Source organism: Pseudomonas sp. ASL9 (assembly GCF_056680335.1).
Genome location: NZ_CM155277.1, coordinates 2,444,860 through 2,467,407, shown reverse-complemented (window position 1 = coordinate 2,467,407; position 22,548 = coordinate 2,444,860). Strand labels below are relative to the sequence as shown.

Annotated in this window: 24 protein-coding genes; 1 reads left to right on the top strand and 23 read right to left on the bottom strand. The window is 60.5% G+C overall.

What is annotated here, in order from left to right; genetic code table 11:
- Position 1: 1 nt before the first annotated feature.
- Genes AC1ME2_RS11315 through AC1ME2_RS11300 form a run of 4 tightly spaced genes read right to left on the bottom strand, consistent with a single transcriptional unit; the run spans position 2 to position 3,552 of the window.
- A complete protein-coding gene (locus AC1ME2_RS11315; protein ID WP_480441186.1) occupies positions 2-721 on the bottom strand; it encodes an AAA family ATPase in 720 nt (239 codons plus the stop codon).
- Between the two features lie 23 nt (positions 722-744).
- Entirely contained in the window at positions 745-2,778 is a 2,034-nt protein-coding gene (locus AC1ME2_RS11310; RefSeq protein WP_480441184.1) for a Mu transposase C-terminal domain-containing protein, read from the bottom strand.
- Positions 2,771-3,211, bottom strand: a complete 441-nt coding sequence (locus AC1ME2_RS11305) for a hypothetical protein (protein ID WP_480441182.1) — start codon at positions 3,209-3,211, stop codon at positions 2,771-2,773. The genes AC1ME2_RS11310 and AC1ME2_RS11305 overlap by 8 nt, the downstream gene beginning before the upstream one ends.
- A gap of 2 nt (positions 3,212-3,213) precedes the next feature.
- The gene (locus tag AC1ME2_RS11300) at positions 3,214-3,552 is read right to left on the bottom strand and encodes a helix-turn-helix domain-containing protein (RefSeq protein WP_480441180.1); all 339 of its coding nucleotides are present in this window, start codon (positions 3,550-3,552) and stop codon (positions 3,214-3,216) included.
- A 242-nt stretch (positions 3,553-3,794) separates the two neighbouring features.
- Here AC1ME2_RS11300 and AC1ME2_RS11295 point away from each other — a divergent pair, with 242 nt between their 5' ends.
- Complete coding sequence (locus AC1ME2_RS11295) at positions 3,795-4,451, top strand: XRE family transcriptional regulator (RefSeq protein ID WP_480441179.1); 657 nt, start codon at positions 3,795-3,797, stop codon at positions 4,449-4,451.
- A 641-nt stretch (positions 4,452-5,092) separates the two neighbouring features.
- Here AC1ME2_RS11295 and AC1ME2_RS11290 read toward each other — a convergent pair.
- The 19 genes from AC1ME2_RS11290 to AC1ME2_RS11200 form a co-directional block, all read right to left on the bottom strand.
- On the bottom strand, positions 5,093-6,316 hold the full coding sequence (locus tag AC1ME2_RS11290; protein ID WP_480441178.1) for a beta-ketoacyl-ACP synthase: 1,224 nt from the start codon (positions 6,314-6,316) through the stop codon (positions 5,093-5,095).
- Positions 6,316-7,044, bottom strand: coding sequence for a 3-oxoacyl-ACP reductase FabG (gene fabG, locus AC1ME2_RS11285; RefSeq protein ID WP_480441176.1), 729 nt, complete (start codon positions 7,042-7,044; stop codon positions 6,316-6,318). The genes AC1ME2_RS11290 and fabG overlap by 1 nt, the downstream gene beginning before the upstream one ends.
- Positions 7,037-7,495 carry a hotdog family protein gene (locus AC1ME2_RS11280; RefSeq protein WP_480441174.1) on the bottom strand — a complete coding sequence of 153 codons (459 nt, stop codon included), beginning with the start codon at positions 7,493-7,495 and terminating at the stop codon, positions 7,037-7,039. Before AC1ME2_RS11280 ends, fabG begins: the two co-directional genes overlap by 8 nt.
- Positions 7,492-8,688, bottom strand: coding sequence for a beta-ketoacyl-[acyl-carrier-protein] synthase family protein (locus AC1ME2_RS11275; protein ID WP_480441172.1), 1,197 nt, complete (start codon positions 8,686-8,688; stop codon positions 7,492-7,494). Before AC1ME2_RS11275 ends, AC1ME2_RS11280 begins: the two co-directional genes overlap by 4 nt.
- Complete coding sequence (locus tag AC1ME2_RS11270) at positions 8,685-9,173, bottom strand: DUF3261 domain-containing protein (protein WP_480441170.1); 489 nt, start codon at positions 9,171-9,173, stop codon at positions 8,685-8,687. Before AC1ME2_RS11270 ends, AC1ME2_RS11275 begins: the two co-directional genes overlap by 4 nt.
- An 82-nt stretch (positions 9,174-9,255) precedes the next feature.
- Positions 9,256-10,503: an NAD(P)/FAD-dependent oxidoreductase gene (locus tag AC1ME2_RS11265; RefSeq protein ID WP_480441168.1), complete on the bottom strand. Its 1,248-nt coding sequence runs from the start codon at positions 10,501-10,503 to the stop codon at positions 9,256-9,258.
- Positions 10,490-11,650, bottom strand: coding sequence for a cation:proton antiporter (locus AC1ME2_RS11260; protein ID WP_480441166.1), 1,161 nt, complete (start codon positions 11,648-11,650; stop codon positions 10,490-10,492). The genes AC1ME2_RS11265 and AC1ME2_RS11260 overlap by 14 nt, the downstream gene beginning before the upstream one ends.
- The gene (locus AC1ME2_RS11255; protein WP_480441165.1) at positions 11,647-14,001 is read right to left on the bottom strand and encodes an MMPL family transporter; all 2,355 of its coding nucleotides are present in this window, start codon (positions 13,999-14,001) and stop codon (positions 11,647-11,649) included. Before AC1ME2_RS11255 ends, AC1ME2_RS11260 begins: the two co-directional genes overlap by 4 nt.
- Entirely contained in the window at positions 13,985-14,587 is a 603-nt protein-coding gene (locus AC1ME2_RS11250; protein WP_480441163.1) for an outer membrane lipoprotein carrier protein LolA, read from the bottom strand. Before AC1ME2_RS11250 ends, AC1ME2_RS11255 begins: the two co-directional genes overlap by 17 nt.
- Positions 14,584-15,009, bottom strand: coding sequence for an acyl-CoA thioesterase (locus AC1ME2_RS11245; RefSeq protein WP_480441161.1), 426 nt, complete (start codon positions 15,007-15,009; stop codon positions 14,584-14,586). Before AC1ME2_RS11245 ends, AC1ME2_RS11250 begins: the two co-directional genes overlap by 4 nt.
- Positions 14,999-16,546, bottom strand: a complete 1,548-nt coding sequence (locus AC1ME2_RS11240) for an HAL/PAL/TAL family ammonia-lyase (RefSeq protein ID WP_480441159.1) — start codon at positions 16,544-16,546, stop codon at positions 14,999-15,001. The genes AC1ME2_RS11245 and AC1ME2_RS11240 overlap by 11 nt, the downstream gene beginning before the upstream one ends.
- Positions 16,527-17,477, bottom strand: coding sequence for an LpxL/LpxP family acyltransferase (locus AC1ME2_RS11235; RefSeq protein WP_480441157.1), 951 nt, complete (start codon positions 17,475-17,477; stop codon positions 16,527-16,529). The genes AC1ME2_RS11240 and AC1ME2_RS11235 overlap by 20 nt, the downstream gene beginning before the upstream one ends.
- Positions 17,470-18,207: a glycosyltransferase family 2 protein gene (locus AC1ME2_RS11230; RefSeq protein WP_480441155.1), complete on the bottom strand. Its 738-nt coding sequence runs from the start codon at positions 18,205-18,207 to the stop codon at positions 17,470-17,472. Before AC1ME2_RS11230 ends, AC1ME2_RS11235 begins: the two co-directional genes overlap by 8 nt.
- A gap of 92 nt (positions 18,208-18,299) precedes the next feature.
- On the bottom strand, positions 18,300-19,979 hold the full coding sequence (locus AC1ME2_RS11225) for an ApeI family dehydratase (protein WP_480441153.1): 1,680 nt from the start codon (positions 19,977-19,979) through the stop codon (positions 18,300-18,302).
- A complete protein-coding gene (locus tag AC1ME2_RS11220; RefSeq protein WP_480441151.1) occupies positions 19,976-20,521 on the bottom strand; it encodes a COG4648 family protein in 546 nt (181 codons plus the stop codon). The genes AC1ME2_RS11225 and AC1ME2_RS11220 overlap by 4 nt, the downstream gene beginning before the upstream one ends.
- Positions 20,518-20,787 (bottom strand): acyl carrier protein, encoded by a 270-nt coding sequence (locus tag AC1ME2_RS11215; protein ID WP_480441148.1) that lies wholly within the window; start codon positions 20,785-20,787, stop codon positions 20,518-20,520. Before AC1ME2_RS11215 ends, AC1ME2_RS11220 begins: the two co-directional genes overlap by 4 nt.
- A 9-nt stretch (positions 20,788-20,796) precedes the next feature.
- A complete protein-coding gene (locus AC1ME2_RS11210; protein ID WP_480441146.1) occupies positions 20,797-21,057 on the bottom strand; it encodes a phosphopantetheine-binding protein in 261 nt (86 codons plus the stop codon).
- Positions 21,032-21,844 (bottom strand): lysophospholipid acyltransferase family protein, encoded by an 813-nt coding sequence (locus AC1ME2_RS11205; protein WP_480442094.1) that lies wholly within the window; start codon positions 21,842-21,844, stop codon positions 21,032-21,034. Before AC1ME2_RS11205 ends, AC1ME2_RS11210 begins: the two co-directional genes overlap by 26 nt.
- On the bottom strand, positions 21,820-22,539 hold the full coding sequence (locus AC1ME2_RS11200) for a beta-ketoacyl synthase chain length factor (RefSeq protein WP_480441144.1): 720 nt from the start codon (positions 22,537-22,539) through the stop codon (positions 21,820-21,822). The genes AC1ME2_RS11205 and AC1ME2_RS11200 overlap by 25 nt, the downstream gene beginning before the upstream one ends.
- Between the last annotated feature and the right edge of the window lie 9 nt (positions 22,540-22,548).

The following is a 22,548-nucleotide window of genomic DNA, read 5'->3' as shown; positions in this document are numbered from 1 at the left end:
TTCAAGCTCTCCGTGTTGGAGCTTCGCCGGTAAACCAGCCGCGCTTTCCCCATCCAGCAAGGTCGATGCTGTCCATGGCCATCGCTTGGGCTTCGCCATAAACCTTATAGAGGTTGACCGCTACGCGGCGCAGGCAGCCACGGACCTGCCGCCGAAGGTCATCAAGCAGGTCATCAGCAATGTGCAGATTTGGATAGCTGGCCTTAGCCAGATTGCGCAGATCGTCGAGGGTGGCGGGTTGCGCTGGCACCCACTCCAGCACGCGGTTATGCAGGCGTTCCAGCTTGGCAAGGCTGCTTGGCACACGCTCTTCACCGATCAGGACGATGGTGCCTTGGCTTGCGTTGTAGATGTCGGTCAGTACGTTGGCTACCGCCTTTTCCAACAGATATTGGACATCGTCGATCAGCAACGGACGACCGCTGCGGGACAGTTGTTCAGCGATCTGGTCAACCATCTGCGACAGCGTGCGATCAGGGACGATGCTCATTTCACGCAAAATAGCCTGTAGGAAAGCCTTTTTGCTCCAGGTGTCGCGGCATTCCACGTAGTAGGCGCGGTGCAGGTTGGCGGCGAAGGCAGCACCAACGCTCTTACCCAATCCGCTTGCGCCGTACATGACGACCAAACCTGGCAGGCCTAGAGGGCGCGAATGGGCGCGCTCGATGGCGGCGGACAACAGGCCGACGTTAGTTAGGGGAACGATCTTGGTTACGCTCATTTACTGCTCCTAAAGGTCATTTTTTACGCGCTTGCTTGTTCGGCGAATTCGAACATCCGGCGAATGGAGGCGAAGTCCGGGTGTTTCGGATATCGGGAGTGCCATTGGGTTTCTTCTTTCGCCAAGGCTTCCCCGTTGTTCATACGTGCATCTAGCAGATGCCAGAAGTGATAACGGGCAGTGGGATCGGACGGCAGTTCAAAGGTTGGAACCTGCGGGGCTGCGAGTTGGGCGAAGCGCTGGGCTTCGGCTAGTTGGTCGGCGCTAAGATGAGCAGAAGGTGCGCGGCTTGGGGCGTTCAGTTCCACACGCTTACCGGTCAGAGTCTCCAACTTGTCCACGGCCCGTTTCATCTGGCCTTGTTCGCGCTTCTCATAGGCCTGCTCGATCATGGTTTTAGGCATGTAATCGCATGCGTTGCCGTCGAGCAGTGCTTCGCCCAGGAACTCGCCTTCCAGGGTGCGCACCCATACACGGGACGCGTCGCGTACGTCGTAGGCCAAGCTGATGTCGTTGCCCTGAAAGTCGCGCAAGGCGTTGAGGAAGTAGCGCTCACCAGCCCAAGTGACTTCGCCACGCCGGGTTGGGCGGATCACTTGCGGACGCATCAGGTCGTTCAGCAATTCCGCCGAGGCCACTATCGGCTCCCAGCCTTCAACGATTGCGGCATCCCATGCCTCGTTGGGGCTCAGATGGCGCAGCTTGCCGGTCAATGGATCACGAATCTTTTCCAGGCCGCGATGTGGACTGTTGTTGTAGGTCTCGATTTCGTACTCAACGCCCGCCATAAACTCGGCGAAGGTAGGAATCAGGCGAGTAGTGCCGGTCTCGCGCAGTTGTTTACGGCTGATGCGGTGGACTTTGGTGCCTGCATGTTTATCCATGTCGGCGCCGATGTAGCTCGGCAGCTTTTTCGCCGCATTGACCCAGATAGTCTGGTGGGAACGCTCGATCAGCCCACGCGCTTGGCTGTTGTAAGGCAGCGCATGGGTCATGGTGCCGCCTATGCGGTCAACCACTTCACGCACGGTGTCGTTGGCAAAGCCCGATCCGTTATCCACATAGAACATCGCGAACATGCCGTGCTGCACCGCATCACGCAGGGCGTCCAATACGCCGATGGTGGACTCGGCTTCGCCGATGGAAATGCCCACAGCTTTACGGGTGGCTACATCGAGGACGGTGGTGGTCTCTGGCCGGTAGGGTTTACCGGTGCGAGGGTTGAGTACTTCGGCGTCGAATTTGTGACCGTCAGCAGTGAAGACATCGCATGGATACAGATTTTTGGTGGTGCGGCGCTTAAACGGTTGCAGGGCTTTGAGTTCCTGCGGGGTACGACGGCCGCGTTCGCGGGCTTCGGCGCTCAGCTTATTAAGGAAGCGGCGGACCACGTGAATGCTCGGGCGCTCTGCGGGATGCTTTAGAGCGAACTCAGCATAGGACGCTTCGACGCTGGGCTTGGTAGGGCGCTGGTAGCAGGTGAGAAACGACACCGACCAGGCAGGCAAGCTCATGTCTTTCTGACGACGAGCTGGCGCCAGACCCGTTTCGCCTTGCTGGCGATAGTCGGCCAGCCAGCGCTTGAGCGTGCGCACGCTCAGGGAACGGTCGCCGGTCTTGCGGTCATTCGCCCGCATGACTCGGTCGGTCAAATAGGGGCTGAGCTGGTCAGCCCTGGCGAGGGCGACCAGTGAGTCGATGGCGCGTTGTTGGCTTACCGCCTGGCTCATGCGCTCGATTTCCCGCACAAAGGCCAGTCGAGCGGTCATGACTGAACGCTGATCTTCGCTCAAGCGTGACGAAGAAATAGTGTCACGCTCTGCATTAATTAGCAGGACTTCAGCAAGAGGTTCGGGCTGCGTGACGCTCACAGACGCGTCAATCAGTGCCGCTTGAGTTTCTTTAGGGAGGATGGCAAACGCGTATTCGATGGCTTTGCTACCGAGGCGGCTTTGACCTTCCCAGCTTTCGCGTTTGGCCTTGATCTGGATGGCACGCTCGGTTCCCGGCATGCCAGGCAAACCTGCTAGCTCGCGGGCGGAATACCAACTACGCATTACGGTCACCCAGCACGCGCTTAAGTTCGCGAGCCCTACGTCCGGCGTCGTCGCGCAGACGCTCAAGTCTTCCCAATTCGGCATTAAGAGCGTCACGACCGTAAGCCACACGCCCGCCGCGTTGCTCCACCAGCCAATTGGTCAAGGCATGACAACTGCAAACCTCTTCCAGCAACGCGGCCCTATAGAACGGTAGGTTGTGATCAGCGCGAGCTGGGCTCGACCAGGCATCAAGCATGTGCTTGCTAACGTCATCACCTGAAAGGCGGGACATGCGGGCGGCGATCTCGTTGCGGTCCAGATCGGAGCCTTTCAGAATTTCGCTGACCAGTTCGCTTACTTGGGCGGCGTTGTTGCCGTTACCAGGGATAGTCAGAACTGGCTGGGGAACGCAGAAGATGTCTAACGTCCGGTCGTCATTTACCTTGCGCATGTTTAGCCCTCTGTACCGGTTTTACGGTGCCGAAGGGCATAAGCTGAGTTATGCTCTTGGCTATAAGTTGCGTTCTTTTCTGCCCGTTGTGACCGAATACGGTGAGGGGTGCCGTTTGAGTTCCAGCGCTCTGGCCAAAGATCAATAGGTTTGAGGTCGAGCGCTTTTGCGATAGCCCTTTCCATACGGGGATAAGCGGTTCGCTTGGCGTTCTTCACGGCGGTGTCAGAGACTTCCAGCTCGCGTGCTAACTGGGCGAGCGACGTGCCTTTAGTGCGGAGCTGATACTTGATCCATTCCCATCGCAGGGTTGGGTCAAGCGGGATTTCGGTTTTGTTCATGCCTAACGTCCATTCCTAACCACCTGACGGGGTGGTTTTTTCGGGGTGTCTAACGTCACTTACGGCATAAACATAGCCGCTTTGTTCTTTGCGGTAAAGCGAAAAGCGGCGTTTCGCTTTGCCAGAACCGGCTAATTTTCAAGGAGTGGTCTTATGTCATTGTTTTTAAAGGATTTTTATGAAAAGCGAAATTTCGCTTTCTCGGTGAATAGCATTTCGTTTTCTCAAGTGGAGAAAGCGAAATGAGTGAAGCGCTGGCTGCAAGGATCAGGGCATGCGCGGACATAGCCGGAAGCGGCGATGAGCTTTCGCGCCTAACGGCTATTCCACGCCGCACGTTGGAGTACTACCTGACAGGGCAGCGAGAGCCCAAAGTCGCGCGCTGTGTAGACATAGCTAAAGCCGTTGGGGTCGATATCGGCTGGCTGGCATCGGGAGAGGGCGACATGCGCCGGGGCACAGCCATGCAGCCCCTAGAAGAGGATAAGTACGCCTACGTGCCGTTGTACGATGCTCGTTGCAGTGCTGGCCATGGGGCTTTGAACGAAAGTGCCAAGATCCTCACAATGCTTGCGTTCACTGCGTACTCCCTCCGCAAGCAGGGCTTAGATCCGGTGAAACTGTCTGCAATCCGCGTGGACGGCGATTCCATGGAAGGATTATTGAGTGATAGCGACACGGTCATGATCGACCACAGCCGCAATGCGCTTGAGGGTGAGGCTGTCTATGTTATCCGCCTAGATGACCACCTCTACGCCAAGCGGCTACAGCGCCAGTTCGATGGCTCGATTCACATCATCAGCGAGAACAAGGTCTACCGAGACATGATCGTCCCCAGGGAAAGTCTGAACGACCTGCATATCATTGGGCGAGTGGTTTGGGCTGGCGGCTGGATGTAAGTCAGGACCGTGCCGTGCCGCAGTGTCATTGGTGATCGGTGCCAAAGGTTTCGCTTAATTGGCGCCACCCGAACTTCAAAGCGTGATTTGGGCTGTTTATTTCTTCGCGACGCTTTGGCACTGGTTTCTGTCCAAGGATTTCTCTGGAAAGCTTATCGGGCGTGGCCTGTCGCTATTCCTCCCGCTTTGTCCCGGCTCATCCCACTGACTTCCTACCAGTGCCATACCTAGAACCTCCTCACACTGCCTTTGGGATTTGGAGTGAATTGACTGCCGAATTACGGCCAGGCCCCTTTTCCAGAAGGCCGAGCGCAGGCGTTGCGCAGGGGGTAACGAGGCAAGGACGCCGAGTAAGCCGCACGGGGCCAGGGACGGCCCCTTGCGGCACCCCCCGGAGCAATGCCGGAGCGAGGGCAGTCCTCGCCCCAGCGAGGACCCGTATGGAGGGGCAAGCGTTTTGGCGGGACCTTTTTGCGGTTCGGCGTTCCGACGTTTGTAAAAGGTTCCTCGCTGTAAGAGCGAAACCATATTTCCAGCACACCAAAATGCCGGATATACACATCAAGATCAGCGCCAACACATTGTTTTTAAAAGATTAAAAATCAGTTTGATAGGAGCTGCCGAAGGGTGTTTTGGGGGTTCTACCAACGGCGGAAGATCAGCGACGTGTTCACGCCACCAAACGCGAAGTTGTTGTTCATCACGAATTGGTGGCTCATCTGGCGCGATTCCCCACGCAAATAATCCAGTTCGCCACAACGCGGGTCGACGGCGTCGAGGTTGAGGGTGTGGATGTAGCGGTCGCGGTTCATCATCTCAATGCAGAACCATGACTCCAGCGCACCGCAGGCGCCCAAGGTATGGCCGAGAAAGCTCTTTTGAGAACTGATGGGCATCCGTGCGCCGAACAGGCTGCTGGTGGCCAGGGTCTCGGCGATGTCGCCTTGTTCCGTGGCAGTACCGTGACCGTTGACGTAGCCGATGGCCTCGGGTGCCAGTCCGGCGTCCTCCAGAGCCAGTTCCATAGCGCGGCGCATGGTGACCTGCTCCGGGCGGGTGGCGTGTGCGCCATCGGCGTTGCAGCCGAAGCCGACGATCTCGGCGTGGATATGTGCACCCCGGGCCAGGGCGTGTTCCAATTCTTCGAGGACCAGAATGCCGCCGCCTTCACCAATCACCAGGCCGTCGCGGTCGCTGTCGTAGGGGCGAGGGGTGGTGTGCGGCGCGTCGTTTTTCAGGCTGGTGGCGTACAGCGCATCGAAGACCATGGCTTCGGTCGGGCACAGTTCTTCAGCGCCACCGGCCAGCATCAGCGGCAGGCGCCCGAACTTGATCGATTCGTAGGCATAACCGATGCCTTGGCTGCCGCTGGTGCAGGCGCTGGACGTAGGAATCAAGCGCCCGGTCAGGCCGAAGAAGATGCTGATATTCGCGGCCGTCGTGTGCGGCATCATCCGCACATAGGAGTTGGCGTTCAGGCCTTCGGCGACCGAATTGATCAGCATGTTGCCAAACGCTTTGATCTCATCCGTGCTGCCGGTGGATGAGCCACAGGATACGCCCATGCGCCCGTCGCGAATGATCGGATCGTTCAGCAGGCCGGCGTCGAGCAATGCTTGCTCGGCGGCGCTCACTGCCAGTCGAGACACGCGTCCCATGCTGCGCAACTGCTTGCGGGTCCAGTGTGCGGGCGCCGCGAAATCGTCGATGGGGCCGGCGAGGCGGGTGTTGAGTTCGGTGAAACGGTCCCACTCATCCATCCGCCGAATGCCGCTGCGGTTGGCGTTGAAGTTGGCTTCGATACTGGTCCAGTCACTGCCCAGCGAGGTAATACCGGCCATGCCGGTAACCACTACGCGCTTCATTAGCACAGGCCTCCGTTAACCGCCAGAACCTGACGGGTGATGTAGGACGCTTCGGCCGACATCAGGAAATTCACGGCACCGGCGACTTCTTCGGGGGTGCCCATACGTTGTGCCGGGATCATCTTCATCAGCTCATCCACCGGCACGTTGTCGTCAAGCATTGCCGTATCGATCAAACCAGGCGCGACGCAGTTGACCGTAATCTTGCGTTTGCCCAGTTCGATGGCCAGGGCTTTGGCGGCGCCAATGATCCCCGCCTTGGACGCGCTGTAATTGACCTGGCCGCGATTGCCGATCAAGCCCGAGACCGAGGTAATGCACACGATTCGCCCGGCGGCGCGACGTCGAATCATCGGCATCATGACCGGGTGCAGGACGTTGTAGAAGCCATCGAGGTTGGTGCGCATGACCACATCCCAATCTTCATCGGTCAGCGCCGGGAATGCACCATCTCGGGTCAAGCCAGCATTGCAGACTACGCCGTAATAAGCGCCGTGTGTTTCCACGTCTGCTTCGAGAATCGCTTTGCAGGCGGCGCGGTTGGCCACGTCAAATTGCAGAATGCGCGCCTGTCGGCCGAGGGTCTGGATCTCACGTTGCACGGCTTCGGCTTCGGTGCGACCGTTGCGGCAATGCAAAATAAGGTCATAGCCAGCCTGGGCCAGGCGCAGGGCGATGGCGCGACCGATGCCACGGCTGGAGCCGGTGACCAGTATGGATTCAGTCATGCGTGGAGTCCTTTGCGAGATAGTCGGCGACCTTGGGCGGGCAGTATACGTTCAGCCGTGCCATGACTTGAATGCCGGGGCCGGTCAGGTTGCATTCGAAAACACCCATGCCATTGTCATCCTGAAACGAGCGCAGGGCGTGGATAGTCAACTCGCTGCCAACGGGGAAGTGCTCGACGTTAGATTCGAACTTGCGCGAGCCCAGCAAAAATCCGAGCTGGACCTGATTGCCTTTTAAACGCGCTTGGCAACCCGCGTAAGCGGCAATGCTCTGGGCCATAAGTTCGATTGCGACCCAGGCTGGCAGGCTGCCGTCGGCACGGTTGAACAGGCCGCCGGGGCGTACGTTCAAACGGGTATAAACGTGCTCTTCATCGAACGCCAGGATTTGATCGATGAGGATCATGTTTCCTGCGTGCGGCAGCAGTTCGGCGAGCGGCCAGTCGATCATGGGGCGTCTCCGATAATCAAGCTGACGTTGTTGCCACCGAAGGCGAAGGAATTGCTCATCAGTCGGCGTGGCCGGGTTTGTAACAGGCGCTCGCCCGGCTTGACCCAGTTCAGGGCGGGCAATTGTGCGTCCGCTTGACCGTCCCACCTGTGCGGCGGCAGCGCCTGTCCGGTATTTTCTGGCGCCAGGCTCAGCCAGCAGAATGCAGCTTCCAGCGCTCCGGCTGCACCGAGGGTGTGGCCGCTCAATGGCTTGGTCGACGAGCAGGGCACGCCATTCGGGAAGACGGCTTGCACGGCGAAACTTTCCATCGCGTCATTCAGTTGTGTGGCGGTGCCGTGCAGGTTCACGTAGCTGATATCCGGCGCTTGCAGGTTGGCGTTGTTCAGCGCTTTCTGCATGGCCTCGCGTGCGCCTCGGCCGCTGGGCTCGGGTGCGGAAATGTGGTGGGCGTCGGAGCTGGCACCGGCGCCGAGCAGGGCAATCGAGGTAGTGCCGCTGGCTTCGCGGGTCATCAAAAACAGCACCGCGGCTTCGCCGATATTGATGCCATTGCGATTGTGCGAAAACGGATTGCAGCGCTGCTCAGAGACCGCTTCCAGCGCGGAAAACCCGTTCAACGTCAGCTTGCATAAACTGTCCACGCCGCCGCACAGCACCGCATCGCACACCCCCATATCGAGCAAGCGTCGCGCACTGAGCAACGCTCGGGCGCTTGAGGTACAGGCGGTGGAAATCACGTAAGCCGGGCCGGTGAGGTTCAGCCACGCGGCAAGGAAATTAGCCGGGGCGCTGAGCTCCTGTTGCTGATAGTCGTAGTCGTCGGGGAATTGCTTGTCGCGTAGGTAGGTTGCAAGGCCACGGCTGGCTTCATCGATCCCTGAGGTGCTGGTACCCAGAATCACGCCGACCCGTGCGGGGCCATAGCGATTGATGGCCTGCTGGATATCACCTTCTATTTGCAGTGCGGCGGCCAGCAGCAGCTGATTATTGCGGCTGCTGTGCTCACTCAGTTCGACCGGAATGGGGGGCAACTTGCCTTGCACGGCAGCGACGGGAAAACGTCGTTCCGCAACCTGGCCACCGTCTTCGATCATGCCCGAGCAATCGCCCGCAAACAGCGTGCGTGCGACGTCGGTTTTGTCATTGCCCAGGGCGCAGATCACTCCCAGCGCGTTGAGGTAAGCGGTCATGGGGTGATCTCATCATTCAAGGGGCTGACGTGATAGCTCAGGCCTTGTTCGAGCCGCACGCTGAAGACCTGGGGCTGGCGGTACTCGACGCGCCAGCGTGTGCCGAGCGTGCGTTGTCCGGATTGAACCTGCGCCGCAGGATAATTGCCGGGCAGCTCATTTGCGGGCGTCAGGGCGAACAGCAGCGCGGCGAACAATTCTCGGGCTTGCGGGTTAGGTGGCAGAAAGCCGTCTGCCTGCCATGTTCCGCCACTCAAGCGCTGGCGGGCAACGGGAATGCCCAGCGGGTCCATCAGCGACCAACGCAAGCTGGCGTCTTCCTGCTGAATGACCAGCAACCAGTCCTGACGCTGTTCGCCTTGTTCGCGCTGGATATGCAGTTGCAGCGGCAACGGCAGATGGGGCGAGCCTTCCGGTAACGGTGCCCGGCTGGCGCAGGCGCACAGCAATAGAAGGCAGGCGCTCAGCAGCAGGCCGCGAATCATAGCGCGCCACCGTGTACAGGTTTGCGTGCGACAACGTTGACCTGGGTTTCCTCGACGTAGCTGTCGCTCAGGTACTCAGCATTCATTCGGCAGAACTCGCGCAGACTTCAGCGAGCACCCGCAAACGGCGCTTGGCCTCGCTGGCAAAGGGGTTGCGCTCATCCCAGGCATAACCGGCGAGGATAGAGCTGATCATGCGACGGATCTCCGGCGAGCTGCCGGAATGGTAGATCACGTCCTGAAAACCGCCTTCGTACCAACCTTCGACGTAAGCACGGAACGTGTCCACGCCACGTTTTAGCGGCACGGCGAACTCGGTTTGCCAGTCGACGGTTTCGCCCTGGAGCTGACGATGCAGCAGGCCCGCGGCCATGCTCGCAGAGCGCATGGCGATGGTGACGCCGGAAGAGAATACAGGGTCGAGGAATTCTGCCGCGTTACCCAGCAGTGCGAAGCCTGGGCCGTGCAGGGTTTTTACGTTAGCCGAATAACCGCCGATGGTCCGCGCCGGGGTGTCCCACACTGCGCTGTGCAGCACATTTTTGAGGTTCGGCGTTTCGTCGATGAATGCACGCAGGCAAGCATCAAGGTCATGCGGTTTGTCCTTGAAACGCTCAACCGAGGCGACGACCCCCAGTGAACAGCGGCCGTTGCTGAAGGGGATCAGCCAGAACCAGATGTCGCGGTGTTCGGGGTGAGTGGTAATGAGGATCTTGTTGCGGTCGAAGCGCGGATCATCGATGTGGTCTTCGACGTGGGTGAACACCGCTTGGCGAATCGGGAAATTCGAGGGTGCTTCGAGGTCCAGCAATCGCGGGAGTACACGGCCATAACCACTGGCGTCGAGGACGAAATCCGCTTCCAGGGTGTACTCGCTGCCATCTTCACGGCTTACGCGTAGCTGTGGCTGCGGGCCATCGAAGTCGGCGGCGGTGATGGTTTCCTGATAACGGATTTCCACGCCTTGCAGTTCGGCTTGATCGGCGAGCAATTTATCGAAACTGGCGCGCTCCACCTGAAAGGTGGTCGGCTTGCCATTGCTGAAGGTGTCGCCAAAATCGAAATCGGTGTAACGCTCGCGCCAGGCGAAGGCCGCACCGTTTTTTACTTGAAAACCTGCGGCCTCCACTGCTTCAAGCATGCCGGCCTCTTCGACGAAATCCAGGCAGTGCGAGAGCAGGCTTTCGCCGATGGAAAATCGTGGGAAAAGCTGGCGCTCAATGATCAGCACGTCGTGCCCTTGACGCTTGAGCAAAGCCGCGGCGATGGAGCCGGAAGGGCCTGCGCCAATCACCACCACTTGGCGTCGTTCCATGTTAGCTATTGGCACAAGGGCTCCTTGCCTGTTCGGCAGGTTTAACAATCATTCTGTTCATGCCCGCGAGTGCCGGCATCAGGGTTGCGATCAAGCCCATCAGCATCAGCGCGAAGTACAGCGCCGGGCTGATCAGCTGTTGTTGCAGCAGCAGGTTGAGGAAAACGATCTCACTCAAACCGCGAATATTGAGCAGCAGGCTTTCACGCCAGCGACCGGCGCCTGTAAACGAAGGCGTGGCCCAGCGCAGACCGAGCCAGTTACCGAGTACTTTGCTGGCGATTGGCAGCGCCAGCAGTGCACCCAGTTGTGGCCAGCTAAGGCTGCTCACGGCGCTGTGTACGTCGATCTGTACGATGCCGAACGTCATGATCAGAGGGATCGCCAGGTAGTTTTGCAAGCGTTTGAACAGTTCGGGGTTTAACGGTAATACAAAGGATTGCTTGAGCCACGCCATGCAAAACAGGTAGCCAATGCCCAGGATCAGGGCGTTGAGCTTGTAGTGTTCGGCGACCACCAGCAGTGCAAAAAAAGTCAGGCTGTACACCAGGGGTTGGCGCAGGCGAAGAGCCCTGAAGAGTAACGGCACGCAGGCGCCGAGCATTGGCAGCAACAGACTGCTCAGGTGCAGGCTGCCTTGCGCGATGGCGAATAGGCTCCAGCAGGTCAGGTCGATCAGGATTGCGGTCTGCACCAGTCGCCGGGTGGCCGCAGGCGGGTAGTCGATGTGGCGCAGATAGAGATACAGCACAGGAATCGCGGTGATGGCAAACACCAGCCCCACCGCCAGTGAACTCAGCCACGCTTGCTCCGGCAGCAGCCAGAGTGCGCAAGCCAGCCCGCAGCAAAACGGTACACAAAAGCTGGGTATGGCGATTTTCAGGCTTTGTCGGTCCATGCGCAGGTCGATCACGTCGCTCAGGATATGCCCGAGCAACAGGGCGAAACTCAGGCCATACAGGGTCTTGAGCCACACGGGCGCCACCAGTTGCGCCCCGCTAAGCTGCCATTGCGGCTCAATCCAGAACAGCATCAGCAACGGCAGGCCGAACGTCGCCAGCAGCAACTGGCTGACGATGGGGATCAGGCCAACGTAACGCCCCAGGCGTGTCGCAAGCGCAAACAGCAGCAGGGCGAGCAACCAGAACAGAGCGACCATCATGCCGCCGACTCGGTGAGGGGGTGCGCCTGCGGGTGGCGACCGGCCCAGGGCGCGAGCATGAAGCTGAAGGCCAGACCGAGGCTCACGGACAGGCCGAAATTGCTCACTGCAGGCGTGCTGGAAACCGCCAGCAGTCCAAATGACAGCCAGGTAGTGATAGCCGCAAGCAAGGTGCCGAGCAGGCTGACCGCCGCACCGCCGACCTGCTCGCGCATCAAAATCGCGTAATCGACGCTGATGGCCGTGACCAACAGTAGCCCGAACAGGCTGAACAAGGTCAGCGGCTGGCCCAGCCACCCGAGACTTGCCAGGCTGCACAGTGCCGCCAGCAGCGGCAGGGCGACGATCCGCACTGCGCCACTCAGGCCGAAGGGCAGAATCAACAACACCACGATCAGGCCACAGGACAGCAGCTTGAGCTCTGCAGCGCTGATTTGGGTGGCGGCGAATACAGTGTTCAAGTCGCCGAGGCGATCGACCAGTTGCACGCCCGCAAGGTCCAGTGTCTGTACGCGTAATAACGCCGCATTGTTCAATCCCTGGAGGCTGACCATGCCTGCCACGCCGTCAGCGGTAGGGCCCAGCCACAGTCCGCGCCACGGTTCGCCCAAGGGGCCGGCCAAGGCCATGTCGATGTCCTCAATGGGCAATGCCTGCAAGCTTGCCAGCTCTGCTTGCAATGCAGTGGCCGGTACACCCAGCTCGATCAACGGCTGCCAATACGACGGCAGCTTGTTCAGCGCATCACGCACGCGGCGTTGTTCGACGGGGGGGCTGAGCAATTGGTTGAGCGCCAGGTAACCCTGCAGTTTGTCGAGGCTGATCAGTTGGTCGAGACGCTGGCTCAGTGCGGTCTGTCGTTCCAGCAATTGTTGTTGATCGGCGGCGCGCACCAGGAAAAATTGACTGGTTGGCTGATAACCGGTGATGCGGGCAACGGCTTGGGCTTCGGCCATCAATTGCGGTGGCGCACTGATCCATTGGCGAATGTCATTTTTGCTGGTCAGTTGCCACAGCCCGGCGGCGCAGAATATGAGCAACGCCCCCAGCAACACGGGTGTGCCCACGCGCCCGATCAGGGCTTCACGCCAGCTCACCATGCGCGCGGCGATACGCAGCGGCCATTGGGCCGGGCGCAGCGTCATGGTGTTGAGCATCGCCGGCAGCAGGCACACGGCGGTCAAATAGGCGCCGACCAGACCGGCTGCGGAGAACACCGCAATCTGGGTCAAGGCCGGAAAAGGCGTCCAGGCCAAGGCCAGATAGCCGATGCAACTGGTGGCCAGGCTCAGGCTCAAGCCGGCAAAGGTCAGGCGCAAGGCTGGCCAACTGCGCCAGGATTTCATGCTCCAGCTTTTTGACAGGTAATGCAGCGGGTAATCCACCGCCACACCGATCAGGCTGGAGCCGAGCACCAGTGTCATTACATGCAGACGGCCGAACAGGGCCACGCAGGTCACCGCGCCGAACAACATGCCCACTACCACTGGCACGAACGCCAGCAGCACGCGCCAACGCCGGAACGCCAGCAACAGCAACAACAGAATGCCCAGCGTGGCCCCGCCGCCGACCCATGTGATCTCTTGGGAGGCCTGGCGTTGAGCGCTGGCGGCGTACAGCAAGCCGCTGGCGGCCAGTAATTGCGCGTCTGCCTGATGGGCTTGTTCGCGCGCACCACTGAGCAGGTCTGCCACCTGCGTTGGCAGGTGCATGTCGAACGCATTGCCTTTGGTCCGGGCGCGCAGCAGTACCCAGCTTTTGTCATCGGCGGTGGCAATCAATGCGCCGCTGCCTATATCCAGCTGCACCGAGCCATGCTGCGGTTGGCTGTTTTGAATACGCCCTGTCAGGCCGAGCCAGTCATCCTGGCTGGACACCAGACTGAAACCGGCGAAGGGGTCGAACAGGCTTTGCACGCGTTGTTGAATGAACGCTTGAGGCTGCTCGATCAACTGGCTGCGATCCGCCACCGACAACATCGACAGACGACCCTGCAGCAGTTGCTGGCGCAGACCGGGGATGTCGGCTTGCAGGTTCCACTGGACCTTCTCGAATAACCCGCTGGCTTGCCATTGTTCGCCCAGTTGCCGGGCCAGATCGATGGCGTGCTGGCGATCCGCGTGGCCAACCAACACCAGCATCTCGCGGTTGAGGGGTTCCTGCATGCGCTCTTCGGCGCGCAGCTCCAGCGCATCCGGGGTTGAGCCGGGCACCAGTTCCATCAAGTTGGCCGACAGCGGTGGACCGTTGCGCCATTGCCAGCCCGCCAAGGCCAGCATGGCCAGCAGCAGAAGCAAAAACAGGCGCGGCGCCCAGCGTTCAATCGACTGGCGTCTAGTCAACAAAGTCATGGCGCTCCGCATCGCTCAACGTACCGGCGGCGCTGCTGTTGATCATGCGTAACAGGGTGCTGTCACCCTGGGTTTCAAGCAGCTCGATACGTTGAACCAGCTCGCCGCCGTTGATATTGATGTGCTTGAACACCTGTTGCAGCATCAACGAGCGCGGGGTCAGGGTCAGTTGCCACGCCTGTGCATCGCCTGTCAGTTGCAGGTCGAAATCACGTTGCAGGCCGCTGCTGTCGCCTTGCAGTACGGCGAGGAACAACCGGTTTTGCTCGGCACCTGCGCTCTTGTTCGGCAGCATTTGCCAGCCGCTTGGGTCACGTCGGGCGATGCCGGCAGTGTTGATCCGGTAGTCCTGTTTCAGCGGCGTCGCCAGCAGCCAAAGCAGGCCATAGTCTTTGGCAAGGATGAACGTGCCTTTGCTGGTCAGTGGCCGGGGCAGGGCACGCAGGTGTTTTTCCTGAATGAAATCGCCATGGATCACCGAGGGCTTCGCGAGCTGCGCGCTCAGTTGTTGCAGATCGAAGGCGTTGGCGAGCGATGAGAGGCCAATCAGCGCAAAGGCGCACAACATTCTAGAAAGGCGGCTCATGGTAAGGCACTCTGTACCGCATCGATGAACACGCTAGGCGACACCAGTTGCATCTCGCGGCTGGCGAGGGTCACGGCCACCTGAATGGTGGTGGCACGGGTCATGCGTTCGCCCGTGACAGCGTCACTGATCAGGTAATTGATCTTCAGGCGGTTCTCCCATTCGACCAGACTGGCGCGTACATTCAGCCGCTGACCGAACACTGCGCCGCGCACATAACGCAGTTGCAGGTCGATCACCGGCCACGCGTAACCGGCCTCACGCATCTGCGTGTAGTTGTGGCCCAGCTGATCGAGCAATGCACAGCGGGCGATTTCCAGGTACTTGATGTAATGGCCGTGCCAGACCACGTTCATCATGTCGATGTCGAAAAACGGTACCAGCACTTCAGTGTCCGCGTGGATCAGGCCTTTACTGCGCATGCAGCCTCCAGTGGCGATCGGCGATGCGTTGCAGACACAGACGCAGTTCGCCGTCCAATGCGCGGTCTTCGATCACGGGCGGGAAGTCCTCGCTCAGCAGTTCGTGCATGGCGGCCAGCGCAGGCGGCAGTGGTCGCGCATCTTCTGCCTGACTGCGCAGCCACACGCCCTGATTGGCGGCGAGCAAGGTGGCAGCGGCGACTTGTTCCGTCAGCTCCAGTACGCGGATCGCGTCACGGGCGGCGATGGTGCCCATGCTGACCTTGTCCTGGTTGTGGCATTCGGTGGAGCGTGAGAACACGCTGGCAGGCATGGTGTTTTTCAAGGCTTCGGCGGTCCAGGCACTGGTGCCTATCTGCACCGCCTTGAAGCCATGATTGAGCATCGCCCGCTCGGCGCTGGCGCCTGACAGGTTGCTGGGCAGACCGTGGTTGTAGCGCACGTCTACCAGCAACGCGAGTTGCCGATCCAGCAGGTCGGCGACGTTGGCCACCAGGGTCTTGAGGCTATCCATGGCGAACGCGATGTGGCCGCCATAGAAGTGGCCGCCATGCAGCACGCGCTCGGCTTCAGCGTCGATGATCGGATTGTCGTTGGCGCTGTTCAGCTCGATTTCTATGAACGAACGCAGCCAGTTCAGGCTGTCGGCCAATACGCCCAGCACATGCGGTGCGCAGCGCAGCGAGTAACGATCCTGCAGGCGGTGCAACGGCGCGGTAGGTGCGTCGATGGCCAGGTCCTGGCGTAACCAGGCGGCGACTTGCATCTGACCCGGGTGGGGTTTGGTGGCGAACAGACGCTCATCGAAATGCTCGGGATTTCCCTGCAAGGCGACCACGTTCATCGCGGTGATGCGGGTTGCCAATTGCAGCAGGTAATCGGCGCGGGCGAACGCCAGGCACGCGAGGCCGGTCATCACGGCGGTGCCGTTCATCAAGGCTAGCGCTTCTTTCGGGCGCAGGACCAGCGGGTCCCAACCCAACTCACGATGCACGTCGCAGGCTTCGCGACGTTCGCCCCGGAACATGACTTCGCGCTCGCCGGACAAGGTTGCGGCAACGTACGACAGCGGCGTCAGATCACCGCTGGCGCCCACCGAGCCTTCTTCCGGGATCAGCGGCAGGATGTCCTGATCGAGAAAGGCCTGGAGGCGTTCCAGCAACTCCACGCGGACCCCGGAAACGCCTTGGCACAGGGACTGCAAACGTGCCGCTAGTACCGCGCGAGTAGCCTGCGCATCGAGCATTTTGCCGAGGCCGCAGCCGTGGAAGGTGTACAAATGACGCGGCAGCGCTTCGACGTGCTGCAACGGCACCGCGACCACGCAGGAGTCGCCATAACCCGTGGTTACGCCATAGATCACGCCTTCCTTGTCCAGCAGGGAATCAAGAAATTGCGCGCCTTTGGCGATGCGTTGGCGAAACGTGGCGTCGCTCTGTAGCTGCGTCGGCACTTGGCGATTGGCCAGTGCCAACACCTCTTCAATCTGCAACGGCCGTTCGCCGAAGGTTATCGGTTCAAGCGCTTGGGTCGTCATTGGTTTTCCAGAATGGGTAGAAGTTGAACCATTGCTGCGGCGCCTCCAGGCAATAGTGGGCGAGGCGTGTGGCATAGCGCTGAGTGTGTTCGGCGACCACCTGTTGGCGATCGCTGCGGCGCCATTGAATGGCTTCGGCAAAGGGCTCGAGAATGACGCGATAACCGCTCGCGCCTTTCAGACAGAAAATCAGGTTTACCGGGCATTTCAGCAAGCCGGCCAGTAGCCATGGGCCTTGTGGGAAGGCGGCTGGGTGGCCAAGGAAGTCCACTTCCACGTTGCGCCCGCCATGCAGCGCGACGCGGTCGCCAGCGATGGCCAGCCATTCGCCGCGATCCAGGCGTTGGCTTAATTGCAGCATGACGACGGGGTCCAGCTCGCTGACCTGAATCAAACGCAGATTGGTCGCGCCAGCCTCGCCCAACAGGCGATTGAACCGTTCGGCATGCTTGGTGTGCACCAGCACGTTCATGACGACTCTTTCACCCAGCTCGGCCAGCGCGCGGCAGACCTCCAGATTGCCGAGGTGCGTGCCCACCAGCATTTGCCCGCGCGTGCTGCGTAATTGCGGGCGTAGCCGGGCGTGATCGACGATATCGATCTGCTCCAGTCGCAGCTTGCCGTTCCATACGTCGAGCTTGTCCAGCAGTGCGTCGGCAAAGGCCATGAACTGCTTGAACACGCGCCAGCGCGTGGGGCGTAGCATCGATTGCCCGCTCCAGTCGGCCAGGCGCTGCTGATACTGCCAGGCGCTCCGCCTGGCGCCACGGCCAGACACAAAGAAGTACAGGACGATGCCGTACAGCACCGGAGTCAGCAGCCGTCGCCCGAGATGACGCACGCCCCAGGCCATCAGTTTCATCAGCAGAAAACTGCCTCGCTCCTGATGGGCTGCCCAATGCTTTTTTGAGTCGTTGGTTGGTTTACTCATGCCGCCACCGTCGCCACAGGATCAGCGGCAGGCGCGCCAACATGCCGAAAAACAGCTTGGCGTGCATTTTCGTGATCAGTACGTTGTCCTGGAACAGCCGGAAGTGCGACACGCCGTCTTGCGGGTAGTGAACCCGAATCGGCAACCAGAGCATTGGCTGATTGCGCCAGGACAGGCGCACGATGATGTCCGAGTCGAAGTCCATTCGTTTGCCCACCTGTACAGCGTCGATCAGCTTGAGGGTCGGTGCCAGGGGGTAGAGCCGGAAGCCACACATTGAATCGCGTATCTGTAACGACAGGCTGTTGATCCAGACCCAGACGTGGGTCAGGTAGCGTGCATACAGGCGGAGCTTGGGCACGCTGGCGTCGTATTGCGGATAGGCGCAAATCAAGGCGTGCGGGTGACTGCGCGAGGCGTCGACAAAGAGGGTGACGTCCTTCAGGTCATGCTGACCGTCGGCATCCACTTGCAGCGCATGACTGAAACCCAGACGCACGGCTTCGCGGAAACCGACCATTACCGCGCCACCTTTGCCCTGGTTGTTCGGCAGGCGCACCAAATAAACGTTCTCTTGCCCAGCCAGTGCTTGCAGTACAGCGGCGCAACTCGGGCTGCTGCCGTCGTCCACCAACAGACAGGGCAGGCCCGCCTTCAGCAGTTCATGCACCACCGCAGGCACCGCCCGTTCGTGGTCATAGACCGGGATCACAGCGCAGGGCTTATGCATGGGCGGCCTTTTCGCAGGCAAGCCTGCTCCCACAGAAGAAGACCGTATACCCGAGCCCCTGCGAAAGCGTCGTGTCAGGCGCAAGAAATAGGTCATGCATGCGCAGCCTCCAACAAAATCCGGCCACTGGAGCAGGCGGCTTCGGCGTTGCGGTAGGCGAAATGCAGTTTGCTGCGTTCGGCATCGAAACGCAGGGTCAGCGTAACCTGATCGCCAGGGCGCACCAGTTGCTGGAACTTCAGCACTTCCATGCCTGCAAACCTCGGTGGCAGATCCAGCAAACGTTGGCCCAGGCTCAACGCCCAGTCGACCTGCACCACGCCCGGCAGTACCGGGGCTTGTGGGAAGTGTCCGCTGAAATAAGCCAGATCCGGCGGAACGATCAACTCAAGGCGCCACTCACCATCGACGTGCTGCTGGCTGAGCAGTTCCGGTTCTTGAGTGCGAGGGGCGAGCAACAGGGCTTCGACCTCGGCCTGCGGCAGTTTGCCTTGGGCGTTGAGTGGCAGCTGACGCAACAACCGCCAGCGCCGTGGCAGGGCGATGGCCTCGCAATGCGGGCGCAAATACTCGCGCAGTTGGTGGGTCAGCGCGCGCCGACCTTGATTGAGCAGGGTGTCCAGGCCGCTGTCACTGAGTACCACCAAGGCCCCCAGGGATGCCCGGTTTTCCTGAACCACGCCCAGGCGCACTTCGTTGACCCAGTCATGAGTCTCCAGCGCGCGTTCCAGCTGCGGCAGGGAAATGCGTTTTTCTTCTAGTTTGACGATGCGGTCCAGGCGTCCCAGCAATTCGAAACGACCCTCGGTGCCGAAACGGGCAGCATCGGCGGTGTGTTCGACATGGCCGGGGGGCAGGTAAGGCGATTCGATGCACAACGCGCCGTTGCTGTCCTGGCTCAGTTGCACCCCCTCAAAACCCTGCCACAGGCTGTCGCCCTGGCGCCAGGCGATGCCGCCGGTTTCCGAGCTGCCGAGGATTTCGGTCGGCCATTGGCCCAGACGCTGCTGCAGGCTTTGTGCAGCCTCAGCGGGCAGCACGCCGCCCGAGGAGAACACGCGCCGCACACGGCTCAATGCTGGCCAATCCAGGTTGTCGCTCATGCGTTTGAGCAGCGCCGGGCTGGCGACCCAGGCAAAGATCGGCTGTTCGCGACTGGCTCGCTGCAGTTCTTCGGGAAATGGCAGCTGTTTGCGGACAAAGCTGCGTCCCGCACACAGCGGCCACAGCACCCGGAACAGCAAGCCGTAGATATGTTGGGTGGCAACACTGCCGATGATGCAGGCTGTGCCGAGGTCAGCGCCCCACAGGCGCTCCAGCGTATCGACTTCATTGGCCAGTTGCCGCAGGCGCTTTTCGATCAGCTTCGGCTCGCCACTGGAGCCGGACGTGCACAGGCTCAGTCGGCAGGTGTCGAGATCGAGTGCGGCGGGCGACAGCGGCGCGGCCTGCACGTCATCCAGTTGGAGGTCGCCGGGCTGATCGCTGAGCCACAGGTCGACTTCGCTCGACCAGCGCTCACGGGTTTGTGCTTGCAGGTCGGCGGGCAACAACACGCTGACTCCGGCGCGCCATGCGCCAAACAAGGCCACGGCCAGCTCGCTGGCATCCTCCAGATGCACCGCCAGGCGCTTGATGCCTCGGGCCTGCAGGCCTGCGGCGACGCTTAGGGCCTGCTCGCAAAATTGGGCGTGATCAAGGGAGGGGGCCATCGTCAGTTCGCGGGCCGGCAAAGCCTCGAGCAACAGATGCTCAAGTGGTATCCAATTCATGCGCGACCTCGTACACGTTGGCGCAACAGCCATTCACCGGCAAACAGCAGGCCCATCAGGCCATAAGCGATCAAGCCGTTGTACAGCGTCCACCAACTCAACGGCGCCCACAGGGTCAAAGCCGCTGCGAGCAGGCCGTTGCACAGAAAAAACAGGCACCAGACCTGGGTCACCTGTCGGGTGTAGCGGATGGCGACCTCGGGCAAGTCGGGCTCACTCAAGCGCGCCAATCGCTCGGCGATCGGTGGGCCATAGACCAGGCTGAAGCCGAACAGGCTCAACATGAAGCCGCTGACCAGCACCGGGTACCAGCGCAGTAGCAGCGGGCTGTCGAGCAGCCCCAGCAACAGGCAGAAACCAATGGCGGAAATGGCGATCCACAGGCTGCCGGGTCGCCTTTCGGCGGTCAGTGCCCGACCCACCCACAGGCCTCCGAGTAACAGGGCAAACTGCCAGGGGGCCAAGTGTCCGGTGCCGAAATACACGGCAAAGGGGTACAGCGCACCCGCCAGCAACAGGCCCAGGCCGATCAGCCGACTCATGCGACCGGGGTGACCAGGCGGTAGACCGCATCGACCACGTCGTTGACAGTGCGTACGGACTTGAAGTCCTCAGCGGCAATTTTTTTGCCGGTCTTGCGCTTGATGTGGTCGATCAGGTCCACGGCATCGATGCTGTCGATTTCGAGGTCCTGATACAGGTTGGATTGCAGGCTGATACGCTCGGGTTCAAGTTCGAACAACTCAACCAGCGCACTGCGCAGGGTGTCGAAGATGTCTTCGCGGGTTTGTACCGTACCGTCTTGCATGGTCACTCCTCAGGCCGCTCGTCTGGCGCTGACGAATGCCACAAGGCTGTCCACGCTGGTGAAGTCATTGCGGGTGTCGTTGGTTTCGGCGTCGATCTTGATGCCATAGCGTTTCTGGATGGCCAGACCCAGCTCCAGGGCGTCCACCGAGTCCAGGCCCAGGCCTTCGCCGAATAGTATCTGGTCGTTGCCGATGTCATGGGTGCTGATGTCTTCGAGACCCAGGGAGTCGATGATCAGTTGCTTAATTTCCTGGTGCAGATCGCTCATCTTTGGCGAGCTCCTTAATAAAGTAGTGGTGTAGATAATCGTTGAGCTTTCGCGAGGCCATAGGGGCAGGGCCAAGTGCAGCAAAGGCTTGTGGGTCTATATCGGCGCCCACGCGCAAACTGAAATGCACGCGGCGCTGAGGGATGCGATACCAGGGTTCAGCCTTGGTCAGGGTGCTGGGCCTGACTTGGATCGTGACCGGGGTAACAAGTTTCGCACCCCGAAGAGCAATTGCGGCGGCGCCACGATGAAAGGCAGGCACCTGCCCAGGCGAGGTGCGTGTGCCTTCGGGGAAGATGATCAGCGTCTGTCCCGATTGTAGAGCGGCTGCGGCGGTATCGAGCATGTCCATGCTGCCGTCATTGCTGATGTAGTCAGCGGAGCGTACCGGCCCTCGGGTAAACGTGTTCTGCCAGAGGCTTTGTTTGACCACGCAGTTGGCATCGCGCACCAGCCCGATCAGAAACACCACGTCGATCAGCGACGGATGGTTGGCGATGATCATCTGCCCCGGGCGGCCGAGCTTTTCCGCGCCCTGGATTTCGTAGGTCAGGACGCCGGTGCGCGCCATGATGCGGATAAACAGCCAGAACAGTTGGCCGATGGTGCGTCGAGCCCGCAGCCTATGGCTGTGCGCATCACCGGGCAGGCAGCTTAACAACGGGAAAATCACCAGTCGCAGGCACAGTCCGGCAACCCCGAAGAGGGCAAAGCTCAGTGCGGTAGCCAGCAGGCGCCAGTAATAGGCGTCGCGGCGTTTGTTTAGGGAAGTCGTCGCCAACTCCACAACCGGTTCTTCCATGAATGTTGGCAGGTGGTCTGCTCGCTCAATAACGTGAGCAACAGGTCGAGGGCATGTGGCCATTTCGCGCGGGGCAAACCTTCGCTATCAGGGCCAAGGGACAATTGCCAGTCCGTGCCAGGGGTCAGTAACAGGCCGACGGCATAAGGGAAGGGCACATCGTCGATCCAGTTGGCATAAGCGTCCGGTGGCTGCTCCTCGGAAACGATCAGCAGTACGGCTGGCGCACCCTCGGCGAGCAGGGCACAGGCCTCGAAGACGCCATGTTCCAAGCCATCACCGGCGGCGGCCAGCGCAGTCATTTCACTGGTTTCTCCGCGCATGATGGACCACAAGCCAATGACCGCGTTGTGCACCGACAGGCTGAACTGGGTGGGTGACAGCGGTTGATCGGTGGCGAGGTCACTGAGGATGTCGAAGGTGCGCGGCGTTTCGCCATGACGCGAGACGAACACCAGCGGCAACTGCTCACGACCTTCGGCCAATGGCCAGCCGACGCTAAAGGCCATCCGTGCCAGGCGGCTCAGGCGTCTGCGCTGCATTGCCGGCAAAAACGAGACATCGGGCGCTGCATCGCCATTAGCCACTGGCGACGGGCTCAGGCTCCACTGCCGCCAGTCCTCGACCGTTTCCAGGCCGGGAGCCCAGGCGCGCCATTGTGCAATATTGAACGTAATCACGAGTTTTCT

Bases quoted from the DNA above. Each gene is read 5' to 3' on its own strand.
- AC1ME2_RS11275 (WP_480441172.1), bottom strand. From the start codon at position 8,688: ATGACCGCTTACCTCAACGCGCTGGGAGTGATCTGCGCCCTGGGCAAT.
- AC1ME2_RS11225 (WP_480441153.1), bottom strand. From the start codon at position 19,979: ATGAATTGGATACCACTTGAGCATCTGTTGCTCGAGGCTTTGCCGGCC.
- AC1ME2_RS11260 (WP_480441166.1), bottom strand. From the start codon at position 11,650: ATGATGGTCGCTCTGTTCTGGTTGCTCGCCCTGCTGCTGTTTGCGCTT.
- AC1ME2_RS11235 (WP_480441157.1), bottom strand. From the start codon at position 17,477: ATGAGTAAACCAACCAACGACTCAAAAAAGCATTGGGCAGCCCATCAG.
- AC1ME2_RS11305 (WP_480441182.1), bottom strand. From the start codon at position 3,211: ATGCGCAAGGTAAATGACGACCGGACGTTAGACATCTTCTGCGTTCCC.
- AC1ME2_RS11310 (WP_480441184.1), bottom strand. From the start codon at position 2,778: ATGCGTAGTTGGTATTCCGCCCGCGAGCTAGCAGGTTTGCCTGGCATG.
- AC1ME2_RS11240 (WP_480441159.1), bottom strand. From the start codon at position 16,546: ATGACGACCCAAGCGCTTGAACCGATAACCTTCGGCGAACGGCCGTTG.
- AC1ME2_RS11255 (WP_480441165.1), bottom strand. From the start codon at position 14,001: ATGACTTTGTTGACTAGACGCCAGTCGATTGAACGCTGGGCGCCGCGC.
- AC1ME2_RS11290 (WP_480441178.1), bottom strand. From the start codon at position 6,316: ATGAAGCGCGTAGTGGTTACCGGCATGGCCGGTATTACCTCGCTGGGC.
- AC1ME2_RS11250 (WP_480441163.1), bottom strand. From the start codon at position 14,587: ATGAGCCGCCTTTCTAGAATGTTGTGCGCCTTTGCGCTGATTGGCCTC.
- AC1ME2_RS11215 (WP_480441148.1), bottom strand. From the start codon at position 20,787: ATGCAAGACGGTACGGTACAAACCCGCGAAGACATCTTCGACACCCTG.
- AC1ME2_RS11230 (WP_480441155.1), bottom strand. From the start codon at position 18,207: ATGCATAAGCCCTGCGCTGTGATCCCGGTCTATGACCACGAACGGGCG.
- AC1ME2_RS11300 (WP_480441180.1), bottom strand. From the start codon at position 3,552: ATGAACAAAACCGAAATCCCGCTTGACCCAACCCTGCGATGGGAATGG.
- AC1ME2_RS11280 (WP_480441174.1), bottom strand. From the start codon at position 7,495: ATGATCGACTGGCCGCTCGCCGAACTGCTGCCGCACGCAGGAAACATG.
- AC1ME2_RS11295 (WP_480441179.1), top strand. From the start codon at position 3,795: ATGAGTGAAGCGCTGGCTGCAAGGATCAGGGCATGCGCGGACATAGCC.
- AC1ME2_RS11315 (WP_480441186.1), bottom strand. From the start codon at position 721: ATGAGCGTAACCAAGATCGTTCCCCTAACTAACGTCGGCCTGTTGTCC.
- AC1ME2_RS11210 (WP_480441146.1), bottom strand. From the start codon at position 21,057: ATGAGCGATCTGCACCAGGAAATTAAGCAACTGATCATCGACTCCCTG.
- AC1ME2_RS11270 (WP_480441170.1), bottom strand. From the start codon at position 9,173: ATGATTCGCGGCCTGCTGCTGAGCGCCTGCCTTCTATTGCTGTGCGCC.
- fabG (WP_480441176.1), bottom strand. From the start codon at position 7,044: ATGACTGAATCCATACTGGTCACCGGCTCCAGCCGTGGCATCGGTCGC.
- AC1ME2_RS11220 (WP_480441151.1), bottom strand. From the start codon at position 20,521: ATGAGTCGGCTGATCGGCCTGGGCCTGTTGCTGGCGGGTGCGCTGTAC.
- AC1ME2_RS11245 (WP_480441161.1), bottom strand. From the start codon at position 15,009: ATGCGCAGTAAAGGCCTGATCCACGCGGACACTGAAGTGCTGGTACCG.